At 64.3% G+C, this 12933-nt stretch carries 10 protein-coding genes; 5 read left to right on the top strand and 5 right to left on the bottom strand.

All coding sequences use genetic code 11. The features are described 5' to 3' along the window. The first annotated feature begins 90 nt into the window (after window positions 1–90). Together nth and PAF12_RS10535 are read left to right on the top strand one after the other, a co-directional pair. A complete protein-coding gene (nth, locus tag PAF12_RS10540) occupies window positions 91–744 on the top strand; it encodes an endonuclease III (protein WP_271106888.1) in 654 nt (217 codons plus the stop codon). Further along, a complete protein-coding gene (locus tag PAF12_RS10535; RefSeq protein ID WP_271106887.1) occupies window positions 741–1736 on the top strand; it encodes an adenosine kinase in 996 nt (331 codons plus the stop codon). Before nth ends, PAF12_RS10535 begins: the two co-directional genes overlap by 4 nt. Here the strand turns inward: PAF12_RS10535 and PAF12_RS10530 are convergent. Together PAF12_RS10530 and hisC are read right to left on the bottom strand one after the other, a co-directional pair. After that, window positions 1733–2668: a prephenate/arogenate dehydrogenase family protein gene (locus PAF12_RS10530; RefSeq protein ID WP_271106886.1), complete on the bottom strand. Its 936-nt coding sequence runs from the start codon at window positions 2666–2668 to the stop codon at window positions 1733–1735. The two genes, PAF12_RS10535 and PAF12_RS10530, sit on opposite strands and share 4 nt — an antisense overlap. Next, window positions 2665–3768, bottom strand: a complete 1104-nt coding sequence (gene hisC / locus PAF12_RS10525) for a histidinol-phosphate transaminase (protein WP_271106885.1) — start codon at window positions 3766–3768, stop codon at window positions 2665–2667. Before hisC ends, PAF12_RS10530 begins: the two co-directional genes overlap by 4 nt. Window positions 3769–3929: 161 nt before the next feature. On the opposite strand from hisC, the gene PAF12_RS10520 reads away from it, so the two are divergent. Next, entirely contained in the window at window positions 3930–5216 is a 1287-nt protein-coding gene (locus PAF12_RS10520) for an O-acetylhomoserine aminocarboxypropyltransferase/cysteine synthase family protein (protein ID WP_271106884.1), read from the top strand. 82 nt (window positions 5217–5298) lie between these two features. Here the strand turns inward: PAF12_RS10520 and PAF12_RS10515 are convergent, their stop codons facing one another. Further along, on the bottom strand, window positions 5299–6486 hold the full coding sequence (locus PAF12_RS10515; RefSeq protein WP_271106883.1) for an SIMPL domain-containing protein: 1188 nt from the start codon (window positions 6484–6486) through the stop codon (window positions 5299–5301). Between the two features lie 143 nt (window positions 6487–6629). On the opposite strand from PAF12_RS10515, the gene PAF12_RS10510 reads away from it, so the two are divergent. Further along, complete coding sequence (locus PAF12_RS10510; protein ID WP_271106882.1) at window positions 6630–9713, top strand: hypothetical protein; 3084 nt, start codon at window positions 6630–6632, stop codon at window positions 9711–9713. Window positions 9714–9719: 6 nt separating this feature from the next. Continuing rightward, the gene (locus PAF12_RS10505; protein WP_271106881.1) at window positions 9720–11609 is read left to right on the top strand and encodes a monovalent cation:proton antiporter-2 (CPA2) family protein; all 1890 of its coding nucleotides are present in this window, start codon (window positions 9720–9722) and stop codon (window positions 11607–11609) included. Between the two features lie 7 nt (window positions 11610–11616). On the opposite strand, the gene PAF12_RS10500 is transcribed toward PAF12_RS10505, so the two are convergent. Together PAF12_RS10500 and PAF12_RS10495 are read right to left on the bottom strand one after the other, a co-directional pair. Then, on the bottom strand, window positions 11617–12159 hold the full coding sequence (locus PAF12_RS10500; RefSeq protein WP_271106880.1) for an isoprenylcysteine carboxylmethyltransferase family protein: 543 nt from the start codon (window positions 12157–12159) through the stop codon (window positions 11617–11619). 134 nt (window positions 12160–12293) lie between these two features. After that, window positions 12294–12803, bottom strand: coding sequence for a CarD family transcriptional regulator (locus PAF12_RS10495; RefSeq protein ID WP_271106879.1), 510 nt, complete (start codon window positions 12801–12803; stop codon window positions 12294–12296). Between the last annotated feature and the right edge of the window lie 130 nt (window positions 12804–12933).

Below are 12933 nucleotides of genomic sequence, written 5' to 3'. Positions count from 1 at the left end.
TCACATCTTCATGAAATTAGGACCGTTTACCGCTGCTCGTTATGTGATCCAGACTTGATCTGCGCGCGTGTGGCGGGCAAAGACGCGCATATGGCCAGATTACCGCAAGCTTTGCCATATGCCCAACAGGTCGCGATTTTCTCGCGGCTGCGCGACGCCAACCCTGCGCCTGTGACGGAGTTGGTGCATCACAATGCCTATCAACTCGTGGTGGCCGTCGCGCTGTCGGCGCAGGCGACGGATGCGGGGGTGAACCGCGCGACGGCGGATCTGTTCGCAAAGGTCGAGACCCCGCAGCAGATGCTGGATCTGGGTGAGGCGGGGCTGACCGAGCATATCAAGACCATCGGGCTGTTCCGGCAGAAGGCGAAGAACGTCATCAAGCTGTCCCGTATTCTGGTCGAGGAATATGGCGGCGAGGTGCCGGCCAGCCGTGCGGCGCTGATGAGCCTGCCGGGTGTCGGACGCAAGACGGCGAATGTCGTGCTGAACTGCGTCTTTGGCCAGCCAGCGCAGGCCGTCGATACGCATATTTTCCGCGTCGGCAACCGGACGCATATCGCACCGGGCCGGGATGTGGACGAGGTGGAGCGGGCGATTGAAGACAACGTGCCCGCGCCATTTCAGCAGAACGCGCATCACTGGCTCATTTTACATGGCCGCTATACCTGCCAGGCGCGTCGTCCGCGCTGTCGCATTTGCATTATTGAAGATCTTTGCCCCTACGAGGAGAAAACTGAATGACCCCATTTGACGTGATCGGCATCGGCAACGCCATTATCGACGTGATCGCCCCGGCAGGTGACGACGATCTTGTCGAAATGGAGGTGCAGAAGGGCATCATGCAGCTTGTCGAGCGGGAGCGGTCGGAATTTCTGCTCGCCCAGCAGGCCAAGCGTGGGCAGGCGCGGCTGGTTCCGGGCGGATCGGTCGCCAATACGATTGCGGGGATCGGTCGGCTGGGTCTGAACACCGCCTTTATCGGGCGCGTCGCGGATGACGAGCTGGGGCGGTCTTATGCGACCCAGACCGAGGATGAGGGGATGCGGTTCGTCAACGCGCCGGTATCGGGTGACGATCTGCCAACCTCGCGCTCGATCATTTTCGTGACCCCGGATGGGGAGCGGTCGATGAACACCTATCTTGGCATTTCGGCCGATCTTGGCGCGGATGATGTCGATGAGGCGGTGTTTCAGGGCAGCAAATGGCTGTTTCTGGAGGGCTATCTGTTCGACAAGCCCGCCGGGAAACAGGCCTTCATGGCGGCGGCGGATGCCTGTCACCGTGCGGGCGGGCGCGCCGGGATCGCGCTGTCCGACCCGTTCTGCGTGGACCGGCACCGCGGGGATTTCCGCAAGCTGGTCTCGGAATCGATGGATTATGTCATCGGCAATGTCCATGAGTGGGAGGCGCTGTATCAGACCAATATCGACGAGGCGCTGCGTCTCGCGGTTGCCGATTGCGATACGGTGATCTGCACGCGCTCGGGCGATCCGGCGCTGCTGTTCCGCGGCAGTCAGCGGGTGGAGGTGCCGGTGCATCGTGTCACGCCCCTCGATGCGACAGGGGCGGGGGATCAGTTCGCCGCCGGTCTGATCTATGGCCTCGCCACCGGGCAGGATCTGGAGACGGCAGGGCATATGGCCGTCATGGCCGCGTCCGAGGTGATCGGCCATGTCGGTGCCCGCCCGGAACGCGATCTCAGCGAAGATTTCCGCAAGGCCGGTCTGATCTAGTCCCGGTTCGCCGGCCCGGATTTCGGCCCACGTCCGAAATCCGGCGCATCCGTGTCCTGCCCGGCCTCGATAATGCCACGGCGGATGGCGCGGGTGCGGGTGAAGTAGTCGTGCAATTGCTCGCCATCGCCCATGCGGATGGCGCGTTGCAGGACGAACAACTCCTCCGTGAAGCGGCCCAGAATGTCCAGCACGGCGTCCTTGTTGTTCAGGAACACGTCGCGCCACATGGTCGGGTCGGAAGCCGCGATCCGGGTGAAATCGCGGAAACCGGCGGCGGAGTATTTGATAACCTCAGATTCCGTCACGCGTTTGAGGTGATCGGCCACCCCGACCATCGTGTAAGCGATCAGGTGCGGGGTGTGGCTGGTGACGGCGAGGACGAGATCGTGGTGACCCGGCTCCATATCCTCGACATTGGCGCCAAGCGCGCGGATGAAACGGCGCAGGCGGGATACTTCGGACGGGTCGCTGTCGGGCAGGGGGGTCAGCAGCCACCAGCGGTTCACGAACAGCTCGGCAAAGCCTGAATAGGGGCCGGATTGTTCGGTCCCGGCGAGCGGATGGCCGGGGATGAAATGCACCTGCGGCGGCAGATGCGGCAGGACCTGATCGATCACCTCCTGCTTGACGGAGCCGACATCGGTGACGACCGCGCCCGGTTTCAGATGCGGCTTGATCTCCGACATGACCTTGCCCATTGCGCCGACCGGAACGCACAGGATCACCAGATCCGCGCCACGCACGGCGGAGGCGGCGTTGTCCGCGATCTCGTCACACAGCATCAGATTGCGCGCGGCGGCCCGCGTCTTGGCGCTTCTGGCGGTGCCGATGATCTTGTTGGCCGCGCCGGCTTTCCGCGCCGCGAGAGAGATGGAACCGGCGATCAGCCCCAAACCGATCAGGGCGACCTTGTCATATACCGCGCTCATGATTGCGCTCCTTCGGAGATGAAGCGGCCGATGACATGGGCGACGCGGCGGCAGGAGGGTTCGTCACCAATGGTGATGCGCAGGCAATGTGGCAGACCATAGCCCGCCGCCTTGCGCACGATCAGCCCGTCGGCCTTCAGGGCGGCGTCGCAGGCATCGGCGGTGGCGGCATCCGCGAAGCGGGCCAGCACGAAATTGGCATGGCTTTCGTCGCAGCCAATCCCGAGATCGGTCAGCGCATTGCGCAACCAGGCGCGCATCTTGGCGTTTTCGGACCGGCAACGCGACACATGGGCCTGATCGCGAATGGCGGCCTCGGCGGCGGCAAGCTGGACAACCGACAGATTGAAAGGCTGGCGGACCCGGTTCATGACGTCGATCAGGTCACGGTTGGCATGGCCCCAACCAATGCGCAGCCCGCCAAGCCCGTAGATTTTCGAGAAAGTTCGCGTGGCCAGGACATTCGGGTAAGCGGCGACGAGTTCGAAATCATGCCGCACATCTTCCGCCACGAATTCGCTATACGCGCCATCATGCACCAAGAGGACCGAAGGCGGCAGGCCTTTCGCGAGCCTGTGCAGGTCTTCGTCATCCAGCATGGTGCCGGTCGGGTTGCCGGGATTGGTCAGAAAGACGATCCGGGTGCGTTCGGTCACCGCGCCGAGGATGGCCTGAATATCCACCCGCCGCTCCTGCTCCGGCACCACGACCGGAGTTGCACCAACCGAGCGGGTCAGAATCGGGTACATGGAGAAGCCGTGCTCGGTCATGATGACCTCGTCCCCGACCCCAGCGAAGCACTGGGCGGCGAATTGCAGCACCTCATCCGACCCGACACCGCAGATGATCTGGTCGGGATCGATGCCGTGCAGTTCGCCAATCGCGGCGCGCAGATCGGCGTGATCGGTGTTCGGGTAACGATGCATCTGATGGGCGGCGCGTATGGCCGCATCACGGGCCTTTTCCGATGCACCGTAAGGGTTTTCGTTCGAGGAGAGCTTTATCACATTCTCGACGCCGTCCACATGCGCCGCCCCGCCCTGATACAGAGCGATATCCATGATGCCGGGTTGCGGCTGGATTCGGTTCTGGTCGGGCATGGTGAGAACTCCTTCGGTGACAGATGATCTCATATCGTCGCAGGCACGGGTTGGGAAGCCGCGGCGGGTTGTGGCGTTCCGGCTGTGGCATTGCGGTCAGTTCGCCGTTGCACCCCCTGCCTTGCGCGACCTAAGCTGCGCCGAACGACGGAGGGAAAATCATGAGCGACAATCAGGCATTCGAGACACGGGCGATCCACGCGGGAACCGCGCCGGACCCGGCCACAGGTGCGCGGCAGGTGCCGATCTATCAGACCACGGCCTATGTCTTTAAGGACGCCGATCACGCAGCGCGGCTGTTCGGGTTGCAGGAGGTCGGCTACATCTATTCGCGGCTGACCAACCCGACCATTGGCGCGCTACAGGCGCGGATTGCGGATCTGGAAGGCGGCGCGGGCGCTGTCTGCACATCCTCGGGCCATGCCGCGCAGATCATGGCGCTGTTCCCGCTGATGGGGCCGGGCAAGAATATCGTGGCCTCAACCCGGCTTTACGGCGGTACGGTGACCCAATTCAGTCAGACCATCAAGCGTTTCGGCTGGTCCTGCACCTTCGTCGATCTGGACGATAAAGATGCGGTCAAGGCGGCGATTGACGATAACACGCGGGCGATCTTCTGCGAATCGATCTCCAATCCCGGTGGTTATGTGACCGATATCCCCGCCATTGCCGAGATTGCGGATGCCGCCGGTATCCCGCTGATCGTCGACAATACGCTGGCGACGCCCTATCTGTGCCGCCCGATCGAGATGGGTGCGACGCTGGTTGTCCACAGCCTGACGAAGTTCCTGACCGGCAACGGCACGGTGACCGGCGGGGCCGTTGTCGACAGCGGCAAATTCGACTGGTCGGCGTCGGACAAGTTCCCGTCCCTTTCAGCACCCGAACCCGCCTATCACGGTCTGAAATTCCATGAGACCTTCGGCAACCTCGCCTTCACCTTCCACGGCATTGCCATCGGGCTTCGCGATCTGGGCATGACCATGAACCCGCAGGCGGCGCATTACACGCTGATGGGGATCGAGACCCTGCCGCTGCGCATGGAGAAACATGTCGCCAATGCGATGAAGGTGGCGGCGTGGCTGGAGGCCGATCCGCGCGTGACCTCCGTCACCTATGCCGGGCTCAAAAGCTCGCCGTGGAATGCGACGGCGGCGCGGCTTTACCCGAAAGGGGCGGGCTCGCTGTTCACCTTCACGATCAAGGGCGGGTATGAGGCTGGCGTGAAGCTGGTCGATGCGCTGAAGCTGTTCAGCCATGTCGCCAATCTCGGCGATACGCGCTCGCTGGTGATCCATTCGGCATCGACAACCCATCGTCAATTGACCGAAGAACAGCAGATCGCTGCCGGGGCGGGCCCGGATGTGGTGCGCCTGTCCATCGGGGTCGAAGATGCCGATGATCTGATTGCCGATCTCGATCAGGCGTTGGCCGCCGCGACGGGCTGAGCCGTCTCGATTGAAAAGCCGCCGGGATGTCCGGCGGCTTTTGCGACCGGCAAAGGGCCGTGAATTGGCAGAGGCCGTAAGGTTAGTTCGTCGCGGCTGCGGCGTCCGCGCCGGTTGAGGTTTCCGCGGCCTCGTCTGCTGCTGCGGCTGCATCGTCCTCCGCAGTGGTGTCCCCGACAGCCCCGGTTTGCGCTGCGTCGGTGTCGGCGCTGTCTGACGCGGCTGCCGGAGCGGTTTCGCCGTCAGCCGGGACTGCACCTTGTGCCGGGGTTGTGCTTTCGTCATCGGTTTCCGGGGCTGTGCCGGTCACCGTTTCACTTGCCCCCGGCGTGGTCTCAGGCGCGTCACGGGTCGGGCGCGGCATTGGCGGCTGATCGCCGCCACGCAGCGCTGGCTGGGGTTCGCCTTCCGGGGTGCTGTCTGCCGATTGGTCAGGCGTGGGTGCCGGTGCCGGGCTGGCTGGGGACGCAGCCTGGCCGCCGGGTGCTACAGCCGGGGCCTCCGACGGCATCGCACAGTTTTCATCGCCGCCGCCGAGCGAGAAGGCGACCTCGACCGCTGCGGTAAAGGCGATCTCCCCGCCCTCGACCGGGATACTGTCGGCTTGTCCCGAAGCCGCCATCGCACGCATCTGCATCGGCTCGGGCGCGATCACCCGGGACTGGGGCTCTCCGATCCGCATGACCCGCCCCAGTTCCAGCCCGGCGGCTTCCGCCATTACACCCGCACGATGGGTGGCGTCGGCCACGGCATCGCTTAACGCCTGATCCTGCGTCCCCTGCGAGTCCTCGCGAATGAACCTGATGCCGCGCATCTCATTCGCGCCCGCGTCGACAATGCTGTCCAGAACCGCCCCGGCGCGCGCAATATCCGTCACACGCACGGTCAGCAGATTCTGCGCCATGTAACCTGAAATTGATGGCGCGCCGCCATCCTCAGGATAGTTCATCGTTGGGTTGAGCGTGAGCCCCTCCGTCTGGATATCGCCTTCCGCCACACCTGCATCACGCAGCGTTTGCAGAATGGATGCCTGACGCGAGGAATTATCGTCCATCGCCTGTGCAGCCGTCTCCGCCTGCGTCGTGACGCCAAGCGAGATCAGCATCTGATCGGGCGCGACCCGGGATTCACCGTGGCCCGTTACGCTGAGTATGCCGGGATGGCCGCAGCCTTGCGCACCGGGGGCGGCGAGGGCCGGACCTGCCAGCAGCGCCGCGCAGGCCGTGCTGAAAAGAACGCTTCTGGTGCGGGAAAAACGGGGATAGGTCATAGGAGATCCTTTGCTTGTCTCGTTGCCCTGTCAACGTCAGCCGCGTTCAAATTGTTCGATCACGACTACGCGCGTTCTTTTCATGAGACCCGGTTCGGGTTATTCATTGGAAAAATAAAGGCCGGCCGCAAAAGGCGCAGCACATGAACGAGCAGACAAATAACTGGGCGAACCGCCCTGAAACCGATTATGCATTGGGTTTTCAGCCTGACGGCGTGCAGCTTATGCGCCGGACCGCTCTCGGCTGGTCCGAGCAGGACAAGGTTGCCTTCGATGACGGGCTTCGCGACGGGCTTGCGGGGTTTGCGCGCCGGTTGGAGGCCGAGAACGCGCGCCCGCTTTCGCTGGTGATCCCGGATGACCAGATACTCTACACCGAACTGACGCTGCCCGACGCCGCCGATGCTGACACGGCGCTTCGATCCGCGCTGGACGGGCTGACACCTTATGCCGTGGAAGAGCTGGCCTATGACTACGCCCCTCAAGGCGCGCGTCCCGGCAGCAAGGTTCGGATCGCCGCCGTCGCCCGCCAGACACTGGCGGAGGCCGAGGATTTTGCCGTCCGCCACGGTTTTGCGCCGCAACGCTTCATTGCCGCCCCTTCGGAGGGACAGTTTCCGCATATGCCGGATTTCGGCGCGACCACGGTTGCTGTCGACGCGGACGGCGCGGTCGGGGTGAAAGATGTCGCCGCTGCTGTGAAGCAGCCTCCGTCGCAGGATCAGAAGATATGGGTCTCGCGGATCACGCCCCATGCCATCGCGGCACCGGCGGGTCCGGGTATTTTCGCGCTTGCGCGTGCTAAGGTCGCCGCTGCGCGGAGCGAGACGCCGGTTCTGGTGAATTCGGCCAGCGTGGTCCTGCCCGGGGACGAACCGGCAGAGGGTCCGGCGGCTGAAGCCATGCCGCAGGTTGAGCCGAAGCCGGTCGGGCCGCATGACGATATTCCGGCGGTTAAAGCGGCATCGGAGCCGGAAAAGCCGCTGCCAGAACGGGCGCGGATATTCCATGAGCGCGCGCGCGAGGCGCGGGCGCAGCGTGATCGGGATGGAACCCGGCGCGCCGTTCCGAAACAGCCTTCGCGCCGCTCCCGCCTGTCCGGTGCGCTGCCGCTGGTCGGATTGCTTGTCTTGGGCCTCGGCATCGCGGCGGCTGTTATCGGGCGCGATCCTGAACCTGTCGATGCCAACGCGCAGCCATCCGCCCCGATCCAGCCGGCGGAAACCGCGCAGACCGAAGCCTTGCCGCCTGCCGCACAGCCGGTCGAAACTGTGCAGGCGACGACAGCCACTGCGCCTGCTTCTCAGGGAACTGTCGCTGCGGATCAGAATACCGTGATCGGGTTGGACGACGCATCGACTGCGGCTCAGCCGGGTGAGGCGATTTCACTGTCGGACAGCCAGCGGGTTGCGCAGCTAGGGTCTGAACCCACTGTCGAAAGTTCCGAAGCGGCGTCGGCTGTGTCGGCGGATGCCGCATCGACTGATGTGGCTCGCCCGGCAAACGCGCAACCGCCCCAGCCTTCGCCGGAAGCGGCTTCGACGGAAGCGCCTGACGCAACCCAGCCGGTTGCGGAAACGACTGCCCAGCCCGCTGCGGAGACGGTTCAGCAACCCCCGGCGGCTCCGGCATCTTCGCCGCTGACGACAGCCGATGCGCCTGAGGCACGTCCCGCGCAGCCGGGCGAGGCTGCAACTGCGACACAACCCGCTGAAACCGCGCCCGCTGCAGCGCCTGTGCTGCGCCGATCCGTCCGCCCGTCCTCTCGCCCCGCCAACCTCGCGCGGCGCGCCGCACCCGCACCGGCGGCGTCTGGCACGGCTTCGGGAGGGGGGCAGAGCGATGCGCTGCAAGAGGCGCTGGAGCAGGCGGTTTCGTCCAGCAGCCGCCCGTCCAGCCCGCCTGCCGCCAATCCCGGAGCGCCGCAAAGCTCGACCCTCAGCGTATCGGCGCGGCCGGTCAGCGCGCCATCGCGAAGCGCGGCACCTGCGGAACGCTCCGCCTCTCCTGATCCGCGACCGGCAGTGCCGCGAAATCCGCAGCCCTATGAGCAGCGTGAACTGCCGGAGCCGACCGGCCTCAGGCCACCACCCAAACCAGCCGATATATCGTCTGCTCGGGGCGCCGCGTTGCATCTGCAACCGGCGCCCCGTCAATTCAGGATGTTCTCGGCGGAGACTTATGCTGCTTTAGAGGGCATTCTTGACCGCCCGTGGAGCAACGCGCCTATTTTTTCAGCGTCTACGCCCAATGCGGTTCGTGTCGCGCAGGCCCGCCCGGCACGCCGCCCGGTCCAGAGTGACGCGGTTGATACAGCCGTGGCAGCGGCGCTTTCGGACAACGCGTCATCGGCCCCGGCACCCAAGCCGGCGGCGACGCCATCCGCCACGGCGGCCCCTTCACGGCAGGCGGCGGCGCAAACAGGCACATCGCTGTCGCGCTCAGGTCGCCCGGCGTCGCGCCCGAAGGCCGGTTCGTCAGCGAGCAATGCCGCTGTGGAGGACGCGATTGCTGCGGCGGTGTCATCTTCTTCCGCTGTTCCGGGGCAGGTTCCGCTCAAGCCATTGAAAAGCTCGGCCCGTCCGGCGCGGCGCGCAGCATCGGCGGCGGGCAGCGCGACCAGTGCCGCCGTGAATGCCGCGTTAAAAGACGCGAAGGCTGCGAAGAGTGCAGCGTCGTCGCAGGAGGGTACGCTCGCGCCGGAACCTCAGCAGGCGGCAAAGCAATCCAAGGCAGATGCAGAAGCGGCAGCACTGGCGGAGCGGCGGCGACTTGACGACGAATTGCAGCGTCAGGCCGAGGAGCGCGTCCGGGCCCGTGCCGCCGCCGATGCGCAGGCTGCCGCGAAAGCCAAAGCAGCGGCGGAGGCGCGCGCCCGTGCGCAGGCCGAGGCGGAGGCCGCTGCGGCGCGCAAACGCAACGAGACCTACCGCCCGCCGGAGGTCGATAACGAGCCGGAAGTTCAGGCCGCCGCAGCGGCGAGTGCCGGGAAGGCCGCGGCGTCCGCGACGGCGAAAGGGATCGATCTGAACGCCACCCAGTTGATCGGGACGGTCGGGGCGGGCAAAGCCAGCCGGGGTCTGGTCCGGTTGCGGAACGGCAAAATTGTCACCGTTCGCCTCGGCGATAAAATTAATGGTGGCGAGATCACCCAGATCGGGAATGGCGGGTTGCAATATGTGAAGGCAGGGCGAACATATGCGCTGCCGATTTTAAACGGGCGTTAATGTTACATGGCCGACTTCCTGCTTCTGGCAACCGTCTATCTATTGACGATGATTATTGCTGTGCCGGTGTCGACCCGGCTCGGGCTGGGGTCGGTGCTTGGCTATCTGATCGCAGGTATTGCGATTGGCCCGGTGCTTGGTCTTGCCGGAACAGAGGTCACGGATCTTCAACACTTCGCCGAGTTCGGCGTGGTGATGATGCTGTTCATCATCGGGCTGGAACTTGAACCGCGCGCGCTTTGGGGAATGCGTTCGCGGCTGATCGGGCTGGGCGGTTTCCAGATCCTCGGCACGCTCGGGCTGATCTTTCTGGCGGCGCTGGCGCTGAACCAGAACTGGCGCGTGGCGCTGGCGCTCGGGATGATCCTGTCGCTCAGCTCCACGGCGATCGTGCTGCAGACGCTGACGGAAAAGAACCTGATGCACACGCGCGGCGGACGTGATGCGTTCGCGGTTCTGCTGACCCAGGATATTGCCGTCATTCCGATGCTGGCGCTGATGCCGCTTCTGGCCCGCTCTCCGGTGCAGGGGGCAGGGGAGGAGTCGATGGGCGGCGCGTTCATGGCGCAGCTGCCCGGCTGGGCGGCGGCGATTGTCACGCTTCTGGCCATCGCCTTCGTGGTGCTGATCGGCAGCTATGCGATCCGGCCCCTGTTCAGATATGTCCATTCCGCCCGGCTGCGCGAGATGGATACGACGATGGCGCTGTTTATCGTCGTCGGGATTGCCTCGCTGATGAGCTTCGTCGGGCTTTCGCCTGCGCTTGGTACATTTCTCGCAGGCGTGATGCTGGCGGGGTCGGAGTTCAAGCATGAGCTCGAATCCCAGATTGAGCCGTTCAAGGGGCTGCTTCTGGGACTGTTCTTCATCACCGTTGGTGCAGGCATGAATTTCGGGCTGCTGGCGGAAATGCCGGTGCTGGTCATTGGCGTCACCGCTGTGCTAATCGCGATCAAGGCGGGTGTCCTGCACCTGATCGCGCGCTCCGTGCAGATGCCGCCACGGGATCGGGCGCTGTTCACCTTGTCGCTGGCGCAGGCGGGGGAGTTCGGCTTTGTGCTGATTTCCTATGCGGTCGCGCTGCGCGTGCTGCCGGACCGCATTGCCGAGGGGTTCCTGCTTGTCATCGCCCTGTCGATGCTGGTCACGCCGCTGCTGTTCATCGTCAGCGATCAGGTCAGCCGTCGCATCACCGATTCCGGCGGCGATGCCCACAGCCCCGACGACATCGAGGACCAGCAGCCGATCATTATCGCGGGGATCGGGCGTTTCGGTCAGGTGGTGAACCGTCTGGTGACGTTCAGCGGCCTCAAGACAACGGTGCTGGATCACGATCTGAAGCTGATCCAGCTTATGCGCCGCTTCGGTTTCAAGGGCTATTTCGGTGATCCGACCCGGCCCGAAATTCTCGCCGCCGCCGGGCTGGACAAGGCGCAGATTCTGGTTGCGGCGCTGGACGATCCGGAAAGCAATATCAAGCTGGTCCGCTTTGCCCGCGAGAAACGGCCTGATCTGAAGATCATCGCGCGCGCCCGCGACAGGTTCACCGTCTACAGTCTGTATGCCGCCGGGGCGGATCATATTGTCCGCGAGATGTTCGACTCCAGTCTTCGGGTCGGGCGCTATGTTCTGGAGAATGCGGGGTTCTCTGATTACGAAGCGCATGAGGCGGAGGCGATCTTCTACAAGATCGACCGTGCCAGCCTGCGCGAGCTGGCAGAGTTGTGGGATCCCCAGATGCCGATGGAGGATAACGAGGCTTATATCGAGCGGACCCGTCGGATGAATCAGGAACTGGAAGCGGCCCTTATGGAGCGTTTTGCGCATGGTCCCGCAGCCGCACCGATCAATCCTGACGACAGCGACGAGATCCCGGAGCATGGGCTGAAGAACTGACGCGCTGTCAGCGCCGTCCGAGCCATCGCTGCGTGCGGGCGGCGTAATCGCGCCATGCCGGATCGTTGGACATGACGGCCTCCTCTCGGCGGACTTGAACGATGGCCGACGCTGTTATCAGCGCAGCGCCCAGCAGCATGAGCCAGCCGCCAAACGGGACGAGCGCGCAGGACAGAACGATCTGCCCCAGAAAGACGGGATTGCGTGAGATGGCGAAGGGACCGTCTGTGACAAGGGACCCGGTCGCGCCCTCGGCCGCGCCGATCCGCCATGATCTGCCCATGTGAAGCTGCCCGTAAAGCGCCAGTCCCGCACCAAGGGCAGCCAGTAGCAGGCAGATAAAATAGCTCCGGTCAAAGCTGCGATCCAAGGGCCAGATCAACAGGATGACAAATCCCAGCCGGAAGCCGAGCGCGGGCAGTCTTTGTCCGGGCGCGGCGAAAAGCCAGATCGGGGCGCTGCTGCGGCGGCTTGCGATGATCGTGGCCAGCAGGAAAAGCGCTACGTAGGCAGCGCCGATGGTCCAACCGAGAAGCTGTATCGTCGTCACGCTTCGCCCTCATCAAAACCGCGTGGCACCAGATCTCTGGTTTCGCGGCGAAACCTATCACTATTGCCCGCGCAGGGGGAGCAAAGAAAAAAGGCCGCAAAAAATGCGGCCTTTCTTGTCGAAGGGGATGATACTCAGGCCGCGCGGGCCAGAAGCACGTCATCCACTTTTTTCTGCGCGCCGGCGGCGTCGATACCGCCCACGGCGGCAACTTCGCGGGTCAGGCGGTCGAGTGCGGCTTCGTAAAGCTGACGTTCGGAATAGGACTGCTCACGCTGGTCGTCATTGCGGTGCAGGTCGCGCACGACCTCGGCAATTGCCAGAAGGTCGCCGGAGTTAATCTTCTGTTCATACTCCTGCGCGCGGCGCGACCACATGGCGCGCTTGACGCGGGCCTTGCCCTTCAGCGTGGTCAGGGCCTGCTCGACCAGATCGGGGCTGGCGAGGCCGCGCATGCCGATTTCGGCGGCGCGGGCGGTCGGCACACGCAGGGTCATCTTGTCCTTTTCGAACGAAATCACGAACATCTCCAGCGCCATGCCAGCGACTTCCTGCTCCTCGATCGAGACGATCTTGCCCACGCCATGAGCGGGGTAGACCACGAAGTCATCGGGGCGGAATTCGGATTTCTTAGCTTTGGACATTACTGTTCCTTCCAATTGGCGCCGCCGCTGCGCAAGAGTGTCTGCGGCGCAAAAGGCCCTGCGGACGGGGAAACCCCTTCCGACGGGCCGGGTTGTCATACGTTATCCCCGCCGAGCAGTTAGCGGGCAG

Source organism: Paracoccus sp. SCSIO 75233 (assembly GCF_027912675.1).
In the GTDB taxonomy this organism is placed as follows: domain Bacteria; phylum Pseudomonadota; class Alphaproteobacteria; order Rhodobacterales; family Rhodobacteraceae; genus Paracoccus.
This window is presented reverse-complemented; position numbering and strand designations above follow the sequence as displayed.